At 70.5% G+C, this 15,679-nt stretch carries 17 protein-coding genes; 6 read left to right on the top strand and 11 right to left on the bottom strand.

The features are described from left to right. Positions 1–72 precede the first annotated feature (72 nt). The 4 genes from ACQP2Y_RS42560 to ACQP2Y_RS42545 are packed head-to-tail and all read right to left on the bottom strand — an operon-like array spanning position 73 to position 2,130. Positions 73–663, bottom strand: a complete 591-nt coding sequence (locus ACQP2Y_RS42560; RefSeq protein ID WP_433722042.1) for a phosphoesterase PA-phosphatase — start codon at positions 661–663, stop codon at positions 73–75. A gap of 3 nt (positions 664–666) precedes the next feature. Then, positions 667–966 (bottom strand): ArsR/SmtB family transcription factor, encoded by a 300-nt coding sequence (locus ACQP2Y_RS42555; protein WP_360821015.1) that lies wholly within the window; start codon positions 964–966, stop codon positions 667–669. Between the two features lie 30 nt (positions 967–996). After that, on the bottom strand, positions 997–1,608 hold the full coding sequence (locus ACQP2Y_RS42550) for a DUF402 domain-containing protein (protein ID WP_433722039.1): 612 nt from the start codon (positions 1,606–1,608) through the stop codon (positions 997–999). A 15-nt stretch (positions 1,609–1,623) separates the two neighbouring features. Beyond that, positions 1,624–2,130: a MarR family winged helix-turn-helix transcriptional regulator gene (locus ACQP2Y_RS42545; RefSeq protein WP_360545256.1), complete on the bottom strand. Its 507-nt coding sequence runs from the start codon at positions 2,128–2,130 to the stop codon at positions 1,624–1,626. A gap of 88 nt (positions 2,131–2,218) precedes the next feature. Between ACQP2Y_RS42545 and ACQP2Y_RS42540 the strand changes: the two genes are divergently transcribed. After that, the gene (locus tag ACQP2Y_RS42540) at positions 2,219–2,791 is read left to right on the top strand and encodes an NADPH-dependent FMN reductase (protein ID WP_433722037.1); all 573 of its coding nucleotides are present in this window, start codon (positions 2,219–2,221) and stop codon (positions 2,789–2,791) included. Between the two features lie 80 nt (positions 2,792–2,871). Here the strand turns inward: ACQP2Y_RS42540 and ACQP2Y_RS42535 are convergent, their stop codons facing one another. Next, a complete protein-coding gene (locus ACQP2Y_RS42535; protein WP_433722035.1) occupies positions 2,872–3,330 on the bottom strand; it encodes a lamin tail domain-containing protein in 459 nt (152 codons plus the stop codon). A 243-nt stretch (positions 3,331–3,573) separates the two neighbouring features. Here ACQP2Y_RS42535 and ACQP2Y_RS42530 point away from each other — a divergent pair, with 243 nt between their 5' ends. The 4 genes from ACQP2Y_RS42530 to ACQP2Y_RS42515 are packed head-to-tail and all read left to right on the top strand — an operon-like array spanning position 3,574 to position 6,894. After that, the gene (locus ACQP2Y_RS42530; RefSeq protein WP_433722033.1) at positions 3,574–4,509 is read left to right on the top strand and encodes a G5 domain-containing protein; all 936 of its coding nucleotides are present in this window, start codon (positions 3,574–3,576) and stop codon (positions 4,507–4,509) included. Positions 4,510–4,550: 41 nt separating this feature from the next. Further along, entirely contained in the window at positions 4,551–5,306 is a 756-nt protein-coding gene (locus ACQP2Y_RS42525; protein WP_433722031.1) for a class I SAM-dependent methyltransferase, read from the top strand. An 11-nt stretch (positions 5,307–5,317) separates the two neighbouring features. Then, entirely contained in the window at positions 5,318–6,160 is an 843-nt protein-coding gene (locus ACQP2Y_RS42520; protein WP_433722029.1) for a nucleotidyltransferase domain-containing protein, read from the top strand. After that, positions 6,157–6,894 carry a Type 1 glutamine amidotransferase-like domain-containing protein gene (locus ACQP2Y_RS42515; protein WP_433722027.1) on the top strand — a complete coding sequence of 246 codons (738 nt, stop codon included), beginning with the start codon at positions 6,157–6,159 and terminating at the stop codon, positions 6,892–6,894. Before ACQP2Y_RS42520 ends, ACQP2Y_RS42515 begins: the two co-directional genes overlap by 4 nt. A gap of 1 nt (position 6,895) precedes the next feature. Here the strand turns inward: ACQP2Y_RS42515 and ACQP2Y_RS42510 are convergent, their stop codons facing one another. From ACQP2Y_RS42510 to ACQP2Y_RS42495, 4 genes are all read right to left on the bottom strand, one after another. Then, on the bottom strand, positions 6,896–8,596 hold the full coding sequence (locus tag ACQP2Y_RS42510; RefSeq protein WP_433722025.1) for a ThuA domain-containing protein: 1,701 nt from the start codon (positions 8,594–8,596) through the stop codon (positions 6,896–6,898). Beyond that, complete coding sequence (locus ACQP2Y_RS42505) at positions 8,593–11,394, bottom strand: PQQ-dependent sugar dehydrogenase (RefSeq protein ID WP_433722023.1); 2,802 nt, start codon at positions 11,392–11,394, stop codon at positions 8,593–8,595. Before ACQP2Y_RS42505 ends, ACQP2Y_RS42510 begins: the two co-directional genes overlap by 4 nt. A 250-nt stretch (positions 11,395–11,644) precedes the next feature. Continuing rightward, positions 11,645–12,007, bottom strand: coding sequence for a PH domain-containing protein (locus ACQP2Y_RS42500; protein WP_125812592.1), 363 nt, complete (start codon positions 12,005–12,007; stop codon positions 11,645–11,647). A gap of 10 nt (positions 12,008–12,017) precedes the next feature. Next, the gene (locus tag ACQP2Y_RS42495) at positions 12,018–12,329 is read right to left on the bottom strand and encodes a pterin dehydratase (RefSeq protein WP_360545238.1); all 312 of its coding nucleotides are present in this window, start codon (positions 12,327–12,329) and stop codon (positions 12,018–12,020) included. 182 nt (positions 12,330–12,511) lie between these two features. Between ACQP2Y_RS42495 and ACQP2Y_RS42490 the strand changes: the two genes are divergently transcribed. Next, the gene (locus ACQP2Y_RS42490; protein ID WP_433722020.1) at positions 12,512–12,946 is read left to right on the top strand and encodes a (deoxy)nucleoside triphosphate pyrophosphohydrolase; all 435 of its coding nucleotides are present in this window, start codon (positions 12,512–12,514) and stop codon (positions 12,944–12,946) included. On the opposite strand, the gene ACQP2Y_RS42485 is transcribed toward ACQP2Y_RS42490, so the two are convergent. Together ACQP2Y_RS42485 and ACQP2Y_RS42480 are read right to left on the bottom strand one after the other, a co-directional pair. After that, a complete protein-coding gene (locus ACQP2Y_RS42485) occupies positions 12,923–14,458 on the bottom strand; it encodes a long-chain-fatty-acid--CoA ligase (RefSeq protein ID WP_433722018.1) in 1,536 nt (511 codons plus the stop codon). The genes ACQP2Y_RS42490 and ACQP2Y_RS42485 overlap by 24 nt on opposite strands. Continuing rightward, positions 14,455–15,627 carry an acyl-CoA dehydrogenase family protein gene (locus ACQP2Y_RS42480; RefSeq protein ID WP_433722016.1) on the bottom strand — a complete coding sequence of 391 codons (1,173 nt, stop codon included), beginning with the start codon at positions 15,625–15,627 and terminating at the stop codon, positions 14,455–14,457. Before ACQP2Y_RS42480 ends, ACQP2Y_RS42485 begins: the two co-directional genes overlap by 4 nt. Positions 15,628–15,679 lie beyond the last annotated feature (52 nt).

The following is a 15,679-nucleotide window of genomic DNA, read 5'->3' as shown; positions in this document are numbered from 1 at the left end:
CGCTGTCGGGTCCGGTCGCGGCGAGCCGGTGACCGTGCTGCCGGGGGCCCGGTCGCGGCGAGCCGGTGACCGTCAGCGCAGGGCCGGGAAGACCGTGCCGGCGATCATCGCGCCGACCAGGGCGCCGGCGATCACCTGGGCGCCGGTGTGGGCGGAGAGACGCACCCGCGCCCAGCCGGCCAGCAGCACCAGCGGCACGCTGAGCAGCGCGAGCGGGCCGTAGACCACCGTCAGCGTCGTCGCCGTGCCCGCCGCCACGCCCGCGTGGATCGACATCTTCCACCAGTGGGTCACCGCCGTGAACACGACCAGGCCCACGCCGCCCGCCGCCAGCAGGGCCAGCACCTCGCGCGGGGCGCCGAGCAGCACCAGCACCAGCAGACCGGCCGCCACCGAGGCGATGCCGAACAGCAGCGGGACCCGGCGGTGCTCCCGTTCCGGGATGTGGTGGCTGGTCAGCCGGCCCTGCCGTACGCCGCGCAGCACGTAGGCCAGCGGGATGCCGGCTGCGAACAGGGCGCCCGGCAGGCCCCACCAGCGGGAGACGCCGGGCTGCTCACCGGCGTGCCAGCCGACCACGAGCAGCAGGCCCGCGACCAGGACGGCGGGGGCGAGGACCTCGGAGGCGATCCGGGCGGTCCGGTCGGCGGTGGAGACGGTCACCGGTCAGGCAGCCGGGGCGAGGAGATCGAGCAGGAAGTCGTACTGGCTCAGCCACTCCTGGATCGGCTTGAGGGGCTCCGGGTTCAGCCGGTAGAGCCGTCGGCGGCCCTGGTCGCGGACGTGCACCAGGTCGACCTCGCGCAGCACCCGCAGGTGCTTGGAGACCTGCGGCTGGGCCAGGCCGAGCAGCTCGACCAGATCGTTGACCCCGAGCTCACCGTCGGCCAGCAGGTCGAGGATCTCCCGCCGCCGGGGCTCGGCCACCGCGTTGAACGCGTCCGTCGTCGTCGCCGCTCGTGCCATCGGCCGATCGTATACCCATAACGGCATGCGTCACGGTGTGGCGACGTCCCACCAGGGCGGCAGGGTGGCCGGCGTCCACTGCGGCGGGGGCGTGAAGCCGAGCCAGGTGCCGTCGAACGGGAACGTCGCGGTCTCGGCCAGCTTGCCCAGTCGTTCTCCCTCCGCGCGGACGGCCGCCGCCTCCGCGGGGTCCAGCGAGCTCAGGTCCTCATCGTCCTTGAAGAACCACGAGTGGTCGGCGCTGACCAGGACGTCCAGCGTCTGATCGTGCGAGTCGACGCCACCGGCCCAGCGGCGCGCGGGGGTCTCGAGGTTGGCGTACCAGCCCGCGAAGGTGCCGTCGGCCAGCCAGCTCCACGAGACGGAGTGCGGCGCGCCGGGCGGCAGGAGCAGCAGCGACCGGAAGGTCTCCCGGCGTACGGGCGACAGCATGGTCGGCATCGCCAGCTCGTCGGCCACGGGCAGGTGCCGGGTCGGCGCGCCGGTCAGATCTGTCCGCCGCATCGACTCGGCGCCGATGTCGACGAACAGGAGCAGCCCTCGGTCGTCGTCGCTGACCACCCGGGCGGCCTGGACGGCGGCGATGCGTCGATCGGAGTGCAGGAAGCGCCGGACGACAGTTTCTCCGGGGTGGAACGTCATGCGGCCGGGCGGGTGTCAGTCGTCATGCGGGGAACTCTGACACGCGTTCCCGGCACCGCCCGCCATCGCCTCGAGGGCCGTCGCGAGCCGGCACAGATCCAACCCTTCCAGGTGATCCACGATGTGGCGCCGGACACTGCGCAGGTGGGTGGGCCACGCCTCGCGGAGCCGGGCCAGGCCGTCGTCGGTGAGCACCGCGTTCAGTCCGCGGGCGTCGTTCTCGCAGCGGATCCGGCGCAGGTGACCCTGGGCTTCCAGCTTGGCGGCCAGCCGGGTCATCCCGCTCATCGACATGTCGCAGGCGGCGGCGAGCTCGTTCATCCGCATCCGGCCGTGCTCGGATTCCGAGAGGTGCCGCAGGACCGCGTATTCGCTCAGCGACATGCGCTGCTCCGCCTGGAGGTCCGCGTCCAGCTCGCGGGGCATGACCAGGATGAGCCGGCCCAGCGCCCGGATCACCGCCTCCTCCGCGGGGCTCAGCGGCACCACCGCGGCGGGCCCGGCGAGAGGGGTGGCGGACATGACAAAGATCCTACGACCTTGACACCACGCCGCCCAGACCTATTTGCTTGACGAAGCAAACAATAGATCGAGCAACGGAGCACTGGTCATGACCAAGATCGGAATCATTCTCGGCAGCACCCGCCCCGGCCGGAACGGCGAGGCTGTCGCCAAATGGGTCCTGGACCTGGCGTCGCAGCGCACCGATGCGGAGTTCGAGCTGGTCGACCTGCTCGACTACAAGCTCCCGCACCTCGACGAGCCGGTACCGCCCTCGATGGCGCAGTACAGCCAGGCGCACACCCTCGAGTGGGCGGCCAAGATCGCGTCCTTCGACGGCTTCGTGATCGTCACCCCGGAGTACAACCACGCCACCTCCGGCGTGCTCAAGAACGCCATCGACTTCCTCTTCGCCGAGTGGAACAACAAGGCCGTCGGCTTCGTCGGCTACGGCTCGGTCGGCGGCGCCCGCGCCGTGGAGTCGCTGCGCCTCATCGCCGGCGAGCTGATGATGGCGGACGTCCGGGCGGCGGTCACCCTGTCGCTGGCCACCGACTTCGTCAACTACAGCCAGTTCACCCCGGGCGCCCACCAGGCCGGCGCGCTGACCACCGTGCTGGACCAGGTCGTGGCCTGGAGCACCGCCCTCGCGCCGCTGCGCCAGGCCGCTGTCGCCGCCTGACCCGATCCGGCAGCACAGATACGGCGGGCCGCCGGGGTGAGCAGAGCACCCCGGCGGCCCGCTCTCGCGTGGCGCGACGATCAGCAGGCGACCCAGGTGCGGTTCGCCTTGGACTTCCAGGAGCAGGTGTCGAGCGACTTGCCCGAGGCGTTGCGCAGGGTCGCGGTGTCGCCGGTGTTGTTCCAGACGTAGTTGCCGCTGCCCCAGAAGACGTTGCGGCCCGACTTCGTGCCCTTGCCGGTCTTCACCCAGATCCGGCCCCCCTTGGCCGCGATCGTCGTGCTGCCGAAGGTGTACGTGTGCCGCGACGCGTCGCGGATGGTGTAGCCCTTGAGGTTGACCGCCTTGCTGCCGGTGTTGACCAGCGAGATCCACTCGGCGTTGAGGCTGGCGTTGCTGCGGGTGTCCTTGCCCGGCGAGTCGTACTGGGCGCCGTGGAAGCGCAGGCTGGGCGTGGCGGCCGAGGCCGGGCCACCGATCGTGAGCGTGCCGGCGAGAGCCACCGCTGCCGCTGCCAGGATGCTGACCGTTCTGCGCACCGTACCTCCAGGTTTTTGGGCGGGTCGGGAGCATTGTCGGCCGGTTGCGCGGCAGTGCGGTGCACACCGAGTGCGGCGCGGCGGACCGAAATCGATCACCTCTCGGCGGTGTCGGATAGCCGTCGGGCGCTTCGGCGTCATCCTTTCGGGTGCGGCTGTGACGCTGGTCCGGCGGCGCCGCGGCAGCACAATGCTTTGGTGCTAAACCAGACATCTAGTGATTCCTGGCAGCATCTACTCGAAATGCCGCGTAAGTCCCTCTGGGCGCGGCTGCCATTCGGGGTACGGATGGCCACTGCCGGGCTCGGGGTGCTCGCCCTCGTGGCCGGCACCGCAGGCGGGATCGCCGCCTTGACCAGCGAAGACACGCGTGTCGTGACGGCCGTGGGGCGGGAGGCCCCGGTCGTCGACCTGCCCGCGGCCGAGGTGCCGCTCCCGTCCCAGGCGGGTGCGACCGGCCTCGGTGACGGGGTCCTCGGCCATGCCCAGGCCGAACGGGAGGCCGACGAGACCCGGTCGGCGCCGGGTGAGGCGGACCGCACGGCGACCCGCTCGCCACGCCGTCCCACCTCGGCCGACCGTGGCCGTACGGGTGGCGGCGCCGTCGCTCCCGCGGCCGGCGCGGCCGGCGCCGCGCCTGCCGAGCCTGCCGCTGGGGGAGCACCTGCCGCACCGGAGGTCCGCACCGAGGTGGTCTCCGAGACGGAGGCCATCCCGTTCCGGACCACGCTGGTCCGGGACCCGTCGCTGCCGCCCGGCACCCGGGAGATCGAGACGCCCGGGGTGCCCGGCGAGCGGCTGCTGCGCTACGAGGTCACCTACACCGGGGACCGGGAGACGAGCCGGCGCCTGCTCGACTCGACGGTGACCCGCGAGCCGCAGGACCGGGTGGTGGCCTTCGGCAACCGGGGACGCGGCGGGGGCAGCCAGCACAGCGGCGGGCGCGGCCGGCACGACCGGGGGCAGGGCCACCGGGAATGCCGTCTGCTGGGCTCGTGCGTACGGATGGGCCGCGGGGCGATCTGCACCCACGGCGACCAGTCCGACGCCCGGCAGGAGAGCATCATCGACGGTGACCTGAGCCTGCTCGATCCCTCGGACATCGACGAGCTGGAGCTCACACTGCCCTGCCCGGACGAGGACAGCAAGACCGCCAAGGCCGAGGCTGAGCAGAAGTAAATCGTTGGCCGGGGCCGGGCGTGGCGACGGACACTGCCCCGATGGGTGCGACGTTCGAGGAGCTGATCGCCGAGGCGGCGGCCGTACCGGTGGACGGCTGGGACTTCTCCTGGTTCGACGGGCGGGCCACCGAGCAGCGCCCGTCCTGGGGCTACGCCCGGCTGGTCGCCGACCGGATGGCGCGCGTCGATGCGGCGCTGGACGTGCAGACCGGTGGCGGGGAGGTCCTCGCCACCGTGCCTGAACCGCCCGCTCTGCTGGTGGCGACCGACTCCTGGCGTCCGAACCTGCCGGTCGCCGCCCGCGATCTGCGGCCCCTCGGCGCGCTGGTGGTGGAAGCCGCCGACGCGCCCACCTTGCCGTTCCGCGACGCAGTGTTCGATCTGGTGGTGAGCCGGCACCCGGTCGGGACGCTGTGGGACGAGGTTGCCCGCGTGCTGCGGCCCGGCGGCACCTTCCTGTCCCAGCAGATCGGCGCGGGCACCAACCGGGAGCTGTCCGAGGCCATGCTCGGCCCGCTGCCGCCGCCCGACCCGCGGCACCCGGAGAAGCTGGCGGCGGCCGCCCGGGCCGCGGGCCTGACCGTGCTCGACGTACGGGCGGAGACCCTACGGGCGGAGTACTTCGACGTGGCCGCGGTGACCTACTTCTTACGCAAGGTCGTCTGGACGGTGCCCGGCTTCAGCGTCGAGGAGTACCTGCCGCAGCTGCGCGCCGTGCACGATCGGATCCAGGCCGGCGGCCCGTTCGTCTCGTACGCCCGGCGGGTCCTGATCGAGGCGCGCAAACCGGGCTGAGGTAGGCGAGGATGAGCGGCGTGGCGTTGAGTGACGAGCGGCTCGGTGAGCTGGCGGCCCGGCTGACCGAGGTGCCGGGCGTGACCGCGGTGCTGCTGGGCGGGAGCCGGGCCCGCGGCACCCACACCCCGGATTCCGACACCGACCTGGGGGTCTACTACCACCGGCCGCTCGACGTGGCGGTGCTCGGCGAGCTGGCCCGGACCTTCGGCGGGCCGGCCGCGCAGGTCACGCCGGTCGGCGGCTGGGGGCCGTGGGTGGACGGCGGCGGGTGGCTCACCGTGGACGGCGCGGCCGTCGACTGGATCTACCGCGACCTCGACCGGGTCACCGGCGCCTGGGCCGACGCGGAGCAGGGCCGGTACGCGTTCCACGCCCAGGCCGGCCATCCGCTGGGCGTGCCCGACTTCGCGTACGCGGGTGAGGTCGCTCTCGGTGTGGTCCTGGCCGACCCGAAGGGTGAGCTGACCGCCCTGCGTGCCCGGATGTCGATCTACCCGCCGGCGTTGCGCGACGCGCTGGTGGCCGGGCTCTGGGAGGCCGACTTCCTGGTCGGGCTGGGCCGCAAGGCGGTCACCCGCGGTGACGCCGCCTACGTGGCCGGCTGCCTGTTCCGCCTGGTCGGCGTCTGCACGCACGCCCTGCACGGTGCTGCCGGCCGCTGGCTCGTCAACGAGAAGGGCGCCGTCGCCGCGGCCGCCGCCCTGCCCGGCGCCCCGCCGAGGTTCCGCGAGCAGGTCGACGCCGTCTTCACCGCGGTGGCCGGCGACCCGGTGCATCTGACCGCGGCTCTCGACGCGGCCGCCGACCTCGTTCTGGAGACGGCCGACGCGTGCGCCATGATGACGCGATGACCGCCGATCAACCCACCATCCTCGCCACGAGCGCCGGATTCGCCCGCGGCCGGTACGGCACCTTCGACATGCGTCCCGGCCCCGTCCACCGTTTCGCCGCCGACCTGGCGAACGCGGGGGACACCGCCAAGTTCTGCTTCCTGCACCAGGCCGTCGGTGACCCCGACAACTGGATCGGGGCCACCTACGCCGCCTTCGCCAAGACCCGCTACCGGGCCTCGCACCTGCAGCTGTTCCCGATGCCCAACCACGACGACATCCGCGCCCACCTGCTCGACCAGGACGTGATCTGGGTCAACGGCGGCAGCGTGGCCAACCTCGTGGCGGTGTGGCGGGTGCACGGGATCGAGGAGATCCTGCACGAGGCGTGGCAGGCCGGGGTGGTGCTCGGCGGTGTCTCGGCCGGTTCGATCTGCTGGCACCAGGGCGGCAGCATCGACAGCTTCGGGCCCGACCTGCGGGCGTTCACCGACGGGCTGGGCTGGCTGCCGTACAGCAACGGGGTGCACTACGACGCCGAGGAGCAGCGCCGGCCGATGATGCACAAGCTCATCGGCGACGGCACGCTGGGCGACGGCTACGCGACCGACGACGGGGCCGGGCTGGTCTACCGCGGCACCCAGCTGACCGAGGTTGTGGCCGACAAGCAAGGACCCCAGGGGTACGAGCTCAAGCGGGCAGCGGACGGCTCGGTGACCGAGACGCCGCTGCCCACCCGCGTGCTGGACTACTGAACTACTGAGGGAGCTTCCACTTCTGGTTGGCCGCACCGAGGCAGTCCCAGATGTGGATCTGCTGGCCGTCGGCCGAGCTGTTCTGGCTGACGTCGAGGCACCGGCCCGACTGCGGGTTGCGCAGGCTCTGGTCCGGCTGGGCCGACCAGACCTGTGCGCCCGAGCCGTTGCAGGTCCAGAGCTGGGCCTTGGTGCCGTTGGCGGTGGCGCCACCGGCCACGTCGAGGCACTTGCCCAGCGCCTTGACCGGACCGTTGGCGGTCACCGTCCACTTCTGCGCGTTGCTGTTGTTGCAGGTGTAGAGCTGGATCTTGGTGCCGTCGGCGGTGCCGGCGCCGGCCACGTCCAGGCACTTGTTGGCGAGGCCGACGATCGGGCCGGTGCCGGCGGGCGGCGGCTGAGTGCCGCCGAGCTCCTTGATCCGTACGTTGCGGAAGGCGGCGTCGTCACCGTCACCGTGGTTCTGCAGTCCGATGTGTCCGGCCAGCGAGCGCACCGGGTCGGTGTTGGTGAAGTCGTTGATCTTCGTGCCGTTCAGGAAGACCTGCAGCCGCTCGCCCTCGATCAGCAGCTCGTAGGTGTTCCACTCGCCCGGCGGGTTGAGCGCGGCGTCGCGGGCCGCCAGATCCGCCGACTTGAACGTGTAGACAGCGCCGGTGGTGCGGTCGGCGGCGTCGGTCGCGTCGATCTGCACCTCGTAGCCGTTGTTCACCGCTGACCACGGGTCGGTCGACGGCGGGAAGCCGATGAAGACGCCCGTGTTGTCGTCGCCGGCCAGCTTCCAGTCCAGCTTCAGCGAGTAGTTGGTGAACTGCTTCTGGCTGTACCAGAACAGGCCCATACCGCCGGTCGAGGTGAGCGTGGCGTCGCTGTTGGTGAAGGCGCCCGGACCGGCCTGCGACCAGCCGGCGGTGGAGCCGTTGTAGAGCGGCGTGTAACCCGTCTCCGGGCGGCAGTCGGCGTTGCTCGCCTCGGCCGCGTACCGGATGCCGCCGAGCAGGTGGGCCCGGAAGGCCGGGTCCGCGTACGACTCGATGGTGTGGCCGCCGCCGGTGTAGAAGGACCGGCCGCCCTCGTAGGTCTTGCACCACACGTGGGGGTGGTCGGCGCCCATGCCACCGCCCGAGTACGAGCTCTCGTCCAGACTGGCCAGCACGTGTGCCGTGGACCGGGCGTTGGTGCGGTAGTTGTACCACTCGTCGGTGCGGTTCCAGCGCTGCGGCAGGTGCGCGGTCGCCGAGTGGGCGCGGTCCTCGACCACCACGGCGGCCGGCTGGATCGCCGGGTGCGAGGCGAAGTACGCGCCGACCAGCTGACCGTAGAACGGCCAGTCGTACTCGGTGTCGGCCGCGGCATGCACGCCGACGTAGCCGCCACCGCCGCGGATGTAGCCCTCGAAGGCGGTCTGCTGGGTGGCGTTGAGCACGTCACCGGTGGTGTTGAGGAAGACGACGGCCTCGTAGCCGGCCAGCCCGGCCGTGGTGAACGCCGCCGGGTCCTCGGTCGCGGTGACCGAGAAACCGTTGGCCGCGCCCAGGTCCCGGATGGTCTGGATGCCGGCCGGGATGGCGTCGTGCCGGAAGCCCGCCGTCCGGGAGAAGACCAGCACGTCGTAGGGGTCGTCCGCGGCGGCGGCCGCCGGGGAGGCGATCGCGACCGAGGCCGGGATCAACAGCAGGGCACCGAGCACTTTGCCGATCATGGCAACACCCACTTCTGGTTGGCGGCGCCCAGGCAGTCCCAGATGTGGATCTGCTGCCCGTCGGCCGAGCTGTTCTGACTGACGTCGAGGCATCTGCCCGACTGCGGGTTGCGCAGGCTGCCGTCGGCGTTCGCGGCCCAGTTCTGCGCGGCGCTGCCGTTGCAGGTGTAGAGCTGCGCCTTGGTGCCGTTGACGGTGGCGCCTCCGGCCACGTCGAGGCACTTGCCGAGGGCCTTGACCGTGCTGCCGGCGGCCACGGTCCAGGTCTGCGCCGCGCTGCCGTTGCAGGTGTAGAGCTGGATCTTCGTACCGTCGGCGGTGGCGCCGCCGGCCACGTCGAGGCACTTGCTGGCCAGCCCGACGATCGGGCCGACGCGGGCCGCGGATCCGTTCAGCGTGAACGCGTCCAGGTCGAACAGGGAGCCCGCGCCACCCGCGAAGGTCAGGTACAGCGGGCCGGTGGTGTTCGGCGCGCCGGAGACCGTACCGGTGACGTTGACGAACGTCTCCCAGCCGCCGGTCACCGGCACGGTGGCCGAGCCGACGATCGGGCCGGTGGCCGAGCCGGTCCGCAGTTGCAGCGTGCCGCCCACCCCGCCGGAGGAGGCCCGGGCGGTGAAGGAGGTGACCCCGCTGAGCCGGTACGGCTCGAACGCGATCCAGTCCCCGTTGTTGATGTTGCCGACGGTCTGCCCGCCCTCGGCCGGCGTCTTGGTGAACTTGTCCACCCCGGACGAGGTCTTGAAGTGCTCGGCCTGCCGGTGCCGCGGCTGCAGCGTGTGCTGGGTGTGCGTGGTCAGGCCGCCGGCGTCGGTGTACTCGGCGTCGAAGACCGCGAAGATGTTCGCCGCCGAATCGTGCTCACCGTCGACCGGGATGGTGATGGTGCCGGTGCAGCCGTTCTGCGAGGTGATCTGGTGACCGTGGCTGTCGTGGCCCAGCACGTAGGTCAGCTTGACGTTCGCGCAGTTGATCGAGCTGTCCTCCGGGTCGGTGACCGTGATCGAGAACGGGATGCTGTCGCCGTACGAGAAAAGCGTGCCGTTGGGCGGGTTGTTGATCGTCACCGTGGGGGCGGTGTTGCCGACCCCGATGGTCACGTTGGCCGTGCCGGTCAGCCCCTCGGGGTCCCGCACGGTGAGCGTCACCTGGTAAGTCCCGTTGGCCGTGTACGTCTTGGTCGGGTTGGCCGCGGTGGACGTGGTGCCGTCACCGAAGTTCCACGAGTACGTCAGCGCGCCACCCTCCGGATCGGACGACCCGGCCGAGGAGAACGTCACGGCCAGCGGCGCCTGCCCGGAGGTCCGGTTCGCGGCGGCCACCGCGGTCGGCGCCCGGTTCGAGCCGGCCAGGTAGTCGAAGCGGTACAGCGCCGAGTTGACGTCACCGTTGAAGTAGCCGGTGCCGTAGTCCAGGACGTACAGCGAGCCCTCGGGGCCGAATGCCATGTCCATCACCTGCTTGCCGACCCAGGGGAAGGTCGAGATCTCGCCCACCGAGCCGTCGGTGCCCACATGGATCGGCTTGATCCAGCCGCGGCCGAGCTCACCGGCGAAGAAGTGGCCGTCCAGCGCGGCGGGGAACTTGGTGGGGGAGTTGAGGTTCGCGTTGTAGCGGTAGACCGGGCCGGCCATCGGGGACTCGGAGCCGCCGCCGAACTCGGGCGGGGTGCCGGCGTCGCCCGCGTACCGGATCCAGGCCGCCCGGGCCGGCGGCAGCTTGCTCTGGCCGGTGTTGCGGAACGAGTTGTTCGTCGGCCCGCCGGCGCAGTCGTACTTGGCGCCGGTGGTGCCGTTGGCGAAGTTCCACTCGTTGTAGGTCTCGGCGCTGGTGTTGCTGCCGGTGCAGTACGGCCAGCCGTAGTTGCCCGGGCTGGTGATCCGGTTGAACTCGACCTGGCCGCTGGGCCCGCGGTTGGGGTCGGAGGAGCCGGCGTCCGGGCCGTAGTCACCCAGGTAGACGACGCCGGTGGCCTTGTCCACACTCATCCGGAACGGGTTGCGGAAGCCCATCGCGTAGATCTCGGGACGCGTGTTCGCCGTGCCCGGTGCGAACAGGTTGCCCGCCGGGACGCTGTACGTCCCGTTCGCGTTCACCTTGATCCGCAGCACCTTGCCGCGCAGGTCGTTGGTGTTGCCGGCGCTGCGCTGCGCGTCGTATCCGGGGTTGCGGTCGGTGCGCTCGTCCAGCGGCGAGTAGCCGGCGGACTCGAACGGGTTGGAGTCGTCCCCGGTGGACAGATAGAGGTTGCCGGCCGCGTCGAAGTCGATGTCCCCGCCGACGTGGCAGCACAGGCCCCGGCTCGCCGGCACGTCGAGCACGTCGACTTTGCTGGCGGTGTTGAGCGCGAAGTCGGCGTTGAGCGTGTAGCGGGAGAGCCGGTTGACGCCGTTCCAAGCGGAGAAGTCCGAGCCGCTGGCCGGGGCGTCCCCGGTGGGGGTGCTCAGCGGGGGCGCGTAGTACAGGTAGATCTGCCGGTTGGTGGCGAAGCCCGGGTCGACCCCGACACCCTGCAGCCCTTCCTCGTCGTGGCCGTACACCGCGAGGGTGCCGACCACAGTGGTGGTGCCGTTCTTGTCGGTACGCCGCAAGGTGCCGTTGCGGGCGGTGTGCAGCACCGAGGAGTCGGGCAGCACCGCGATGGCCATCGGCTCGCCCACCTCGGCGACGCCCTTGGCCAGCGTGACCTGCTGGAAGTCGGCGGGGTTGATGTCATGGGCCGCGGCCGGCGCGGCGGTGGCGACCAGACTGGCGGCGACGAGCAGGGCCGCTCCGGCCGCGTATCGAAGTCTGGGCATGCGTCGATATCTTGGGGACATGGGTGACCGTCCCTTTCCTGACGTAGGGGAATTGCCAGGTGTGGGCAACGGCGGCGCGGCCCGGGGAATGACCACGTCGCGTGTTACCAGCATGTAACAGTAAGCAAACGTTAGTAACTTCTCGCTCGACTGTCCATACTTTTGACGCAGCGGCATGGACTTTCGTCGATTACAACAAAAAGATGCGCCGCCCGACGTGGGCGACGCATCACGATGACGAAAGAACGCGTCAGGACGCGTAGTGCAGGATCACGTTGTGCACGTGCTGGGTCTTCTCCGAGCCGCGGAACTCGACCTCGTAGGTGTGCGTGCCCACGCTGATCGCGATGGTGCCGGTCGAGAAGAACTGCCCGGCCCAGCTCTTGTTGCTCACCACGCTCACGCTGCTCACCTTGGAGTACGGGATGCTGGTGATCGCGAAGCGCTTCCCGACGAAGGACTTGTCCTGGATGATCACGCGACGGGTGGTGAGCCCGATGAAGCCGGTGCCGGCGCCGACGGCGTCGTACACCGCGATGATCTGTTCACCCTCGAGCAGGCCGCTCTCGATCTGCTGGAGCTGGCCCTTGCTGTCGTAAATCGGCGCCGTCATGATTCCGAGGTTACTGAGGCCCGACCACTGTGCGGTACGCGTCCTCGATCCGGGCCGCGAGAGTGACCTCACCGTCGGTGATGGTCTCGCCGTCGGACGCGCCGAGCAGGATCTGGGTGTGACCGTCCATGCGCCGGATGCTGGGCCGAAGGCGCAACGTGTCGGCGGCGACCTTGATCCGCTCCGTCAGAGCGGCATGCTGGCTGTCGTCACAGGCGAGGATGCGCTTGAGCTGGACCCCGTCCTGGGTCCACCCGCCCAGCACCGCGAGCGCGTCACTCAAGTAGTCGGAGCGGGTACCCCGTAGTTTCCTGCCCCGCATGGCCGCACCTCCCTGGCGTCGTTGCCGGCTTGTGGCCAAACTGTCGCCGTGTCGTCATGGTCGGTGCCCACAGTCTTGTCTTCCCCGTCAACTATGTCCACGCCCACATATCCGTGTTCTCGTGACGATCGGGACGCATCGTTCAACCTGATCGGTCAAGTTTTGTGGCACGCTCTTGGCTCATGTCCCATGAACGCCACGTCAACGGCCGTCCGTCACCGAGGGTGATTGTCGCGGCAGTGATCGTGCAGGACGGCCGGGTGCTCGCCTGTGAGCGCTCCGCGCCGCCGGAGGTCGCCGGGCGCTGGGAGTTCCCGGGCGGCAAGGTCGAGCCCGGGGAGACCGACGCTCAGGCGCTGGCCCGCGAGTGCGCGGAGGAGCTGGGCGTACGGGTGGCCGTCGGGGCCCGGGTGGGGCCGGACGTGCCGCTGGCGCACGGCCGCGCCGTCCTGCGCGTCTTCACGGTGACGCTGCTGAACGGCGACGAGCCGCGCGCCCTCGAACACACGGCGATGCGCTGGCTGTCCGCCGACGAGCTGGACAGTGTGCCCTGGCTGCCGGCGGACAGGCCGATCGTCGCGGAACTGCCGGTGCTACTCGCCGAAGGTCCGGCGTAGCTCGCGCTTGAGCACCTTGAAACTGGGTCCCATCGGCAGCGCCTCCACGAAGCGGATCTGCCGCGGGTACTTGTGCTTGCCGAGCTTCTCCCGGGACCAGTCGATCAGCTCCTGCTCGGTGATGCCGCCCGGATCGGGCACCACGACGGCGCAGATCTCCTCGCCGTGCACCGGGTCGGGCACGCCGATGACCGCGACCTGCACGACGGCCGGGTGCCGGGCCAGCGCCTCCTCCACCTCGCGGGGGTAGACGTTGAAACCGCCCCGGATCACCAGGTCCTTCTTGCGGTCGACGATCGTGATGAACCCGTCGGCGTCCTTGGTGCCCAGGTCACCGCTGCGGAACCAGCCGTCGACGATCGCCTCGGCGGTGGCCTCGGGCCGGTTCAGGTAGCCGGCGAAGACGTTGTGCCCGCGGATCACGATCTCGCCGAGCTCGCCGGTGGGCAGCAGCTCGATGCGCTCGTCGACCTCCGCGCGGGCGATCTCCACCTCGACGCCCCAGATCGGGTGGCCGATGGTGCCGGCCCGGGTGCCGAACGCCGGCTGGTTGGTGGTCGCGGTGGGTGAGGTCTCGGACAGCCCGTAGCCCTCGAACACCGTCGAGTGGAAGATCTCGCTGAAACGCTCCAGCACCGCCACCGGCAAGGATGCCCCGCCCGAGACGCAGATCCGCAGCTCCGGCAGCTTGTCGGCCTTCGCTGCCGCCTCCAGCAGGCCGATGTACATCGTCGGCACGCCGTGGAAGACGGTCACGCGCTCGCGCACCATCAGGTCGATCGCGGCCTCGCCGGTGAAGCGGGCCAGCAGCACCAGCGTCCCGCCGAGCCGGAAGGTGCCGTTCATGCCGACGGTCTGGCCGAAGGTGTGGAACAGCGGCAGGCAGCCCATGACCACGTCGTCGGCGCGTACCTCGTTGGCGTCGAAGACGTTGACGGTCGCGTTCATGACCAGGTTGAGGTGGGTGAGCAGGGCGCCCTTGGGCTCCCCGGTGGTGCCGCTGGTGTAGAACACCACCGCGATGTCCTCGGCCTCGCGGCTCACGTAGGTCGGCAGCGGCGGGACCGCGGCCGACACCTCCTCCAGCCGCGGCGGGGCGTCGGGCACCCCGGGCGGCATCGGGCCGACGCTGGCCACCCGCGTGCCGGAGATGCTCGCGGCGCCCATTGCCGTCTTCAGCTGGCTCGAGTGGGCCACGAGCAGGTCCGCCCGGCTGTCGCGCAGGACGTACGCCATCTCGTCCGCGGTGAGCAGCAGATGGACCGGGACGATCCGGGCCCCCACCGCCAGCGCGCCGTAGTACGCCCGGGGGAAGTCGGCCACGTTGAGGACCAGCACGGCGACGGTGTCACCCGGCCCGATGCCCAGCTCCCGCAGCCCGGCCGCGTACGCCAGGGACTGCTGCCAGAGGTCGCGGTAGCTGATCCGCTCGGCGTGGTCCACGATCGCGACCTTCTCCGGATACCGCCGGGCGGCCTCCGCCAGCACAGCGGCCAGCGACAACATGGTCATGAGAGATGGCCTCCGATCTTGGTGTAACCGCGCAGCAGGTCACGGGAGATGATGAGGCGCTGCATCTCGTCGGTGCCCTCGTAGATGCGCATCAGCCGGACCTGGCGGTACCAGCGCTCGATCGGCAGCTCGCGGGTGTAGCCCATGCCGCCGTGGATCTGCATGACCCGGTCGACCACGTTGTTGACCATGTTGGCGCCGTACAGCTTGGCCATCGAGGACGCGTGCCGCGGGTCCCAGCCCTGGTCCACGGTCCAGGCGGCCTTGAGGATCAGCCAGCGGGCCGCCTCCAGCTCCACCTCGGAGTCGGCGATCATCCACTGGATGGCCTGGTTGGCGCCGATCGTGCGGCCGAAGGTCTCGCGGGTGTTGGCGTACTCGATCGCCATGCCCAGGGCCCGCTCGGCGATGCCCACCGCGTTCGACGGGATCAGGTAGCGGCCCTTGCCGATCCACTTCATGCCCAGCTCGAAGCCCTGGCCGATCTCGCCGAGGATGTTGCGCGACGGCACCCGGACGTTGTCGAAGATCAGCGCGGCCGGGCCGCCCTCGCCCATGGTCTGGATGAACTCCGAGCGCCAGCCCATGTCCCGGTCGACCAGGAAGGCGGTCGTGCCACCGCCGCGCACGCCCTTCTCCTTGTCGGTGACCGCCACGACGATGACGAAGTCCGCGTCGTTGCCGTTGGTGATGAACGTCTTCTCGCCGTTGAGAATCCAGTCGTCACCGTCCTGGCGGGCGCTGAGCTTGATGTTGGCCGCGTCCGAGCCGGCGCCCGGCTCGGTGATCGCGAAGCAGGAGATCCGGTCGCCCTCGATGGTCGGCACCAGATACTCGGCTTTTTGCGCGTCGTTGGCGTAATACAGGATGTTGTCGGCCTCGCCACCGAACTTGAACTGCACGAACGTGCGGCCGACCTCGGTCCAGATCAGCGACTGCAGGACCGCGGGGAGGTCCATGCCGCCGTACTCCTCCGGGGTCGACAGGCCCCAGAAGCCGAACTTCTTGGCCTTGAGCTGCAACTCGCGCAGCTCGCTGCGCTCCAGTCCGGGCTGGTGGTTGCGCTCGCGCCGCAGAGCTTCCTGCTCCAGCGGCATGACATCGCGGGTGATGAATTGACGGGCGGTGTCGCGAACGGCCCGCTCCTCGTCGCTGAGTTGAAAGTCCACGTGATAAAACTAGCGGTGTAAGTTTTGTGCCGTCCAGAGTTTCAGGAGCGTT

The sequence above is a fragment of the Actinoplanes sp. CA-051413 genome (genome assembly GCF_050955795.1).
Taxonomy (GTDB): Bacteria; Actinomycetota; Actinomycetes; order Mycobacteriales; family Micromonosporaceae; genus Actinoplanes.
Note: the sequence above shows the minus strand (reverse complement) of the source record. Positions and strands in the feature narration are given on the sequence as shown.

What these genes read in the sequence shown, in the direction of transcription:
- ACQP2Y_RS42555 (WP_360821015.1), bottom strand. Translation starts at nt 966, where the DNA reads ATGGCACGAGCGGCGACGACGACGGACGCGTTCAACGCGGTGGCCGAG.
- ACQP2Y_RS42550 (WP_433722039.1), bottom strand. Translation starts at nt 1,608, where the DNA reads ATGACGTTCCACCCCGGAGAAACTGTCGTCCGGCGCTTCCTGCACTCC.
- ACQP2Y_RS42545 (WP_360545256.1), bottom strand. Translation starts at nt 2,130, where the DNA reads ATGTCCGCCACCCCTCTCGCCGGGCCCGCCGCGGTGGTGCCGCTGAGC.
- ACQP2Y_RS42540 (WP_433722037.1), top strand. Translation starts at nt 2,219, where the DNA reads ATGACCAAGATCGGAATCATTCTCGGCAGCACCCGCCCCGGCCGGAAC.
- ACQP2Y_RS42530 (WP_433722033.1), top strand. Translation starts at nt 3,574, where the DNA reads ATGCCGCGTAAGTCCCTCTGGGCGCGGCTGCCATTCGGGGTACGGATG.
- ACQP2Y_RS42525 (WP_433722031.1), top strand. Translation starts at nt 4,551, where the DNA reads ATGGGTGCGACGTTCGAGGAGCTGATCGCCGAGGCGGCGGCCGTACCG.
- ACQP2Y_RS42520 (WP_433722029.1), top strand. Translation starts at nt 5,318, where the DNA reads ATGAGCGGCGTGGCGTTGAGTGACGAGCGGCTCGGTGAGCTGGCGGCC.
- ACQP2Y_RS42515 (WP_433722027.1), top strand. Translation starts at nt 6,157, where the DNA reads ATGACCGCCGATCAACCCACCATCCTCGCCACGAGCGCCGGATTCGCC.
- ACQP2Y_RS42510 (WP_433722025.1), bottom strand. Translation starts at nt 8,596, where the DNA reads ATGATCGGCAAAGTGCTCGGTGCCCTGCTGTTGATCCCGGCCTCGGTC.
- ACQP2Y_RS42505 (WP_433722023.1), bottom strand. Translation starts at nt 11,394, where the DNA reads ATGCCCAGACTTCGATACGCGGCCGGAGCGGCCCTGCTCGTCGCCGCC.
- ACQP2Y_RS42500 (WP_125812592.1), bottom strand. Translation starts at nt 12,007, where the DNA reads ATGACGGCGCCGATTTACGACAGCAAGGGCCAGCTCCAGCAGATCGAG.
- ACQP2Y_RS42495 (WP_360545238.1), bottom strand. Translation starts at nt 12,329, where the DNA reads ATGCGGGGCAGGAAACTACGGGGTACCCGCTCCGACTACTTGAGTGAC.
- ACQP2Y_RS42490 (WP_433722020.1), top strand. Translation starts at nt 12,512, where the DNA reads ATGTCCCATGAACGCCACGTCAACGGCCGTCCGTCACCGAGGGTGATT.
- ACQP2Y_RS42485 (WP_433722018.1), bottom strand. Translation starts at nt 14,458, where the DNA reads ATGACCATGTTGTCGCTGGCCGCTGTGCTGGCGGAGGCCGCCCGGCGG.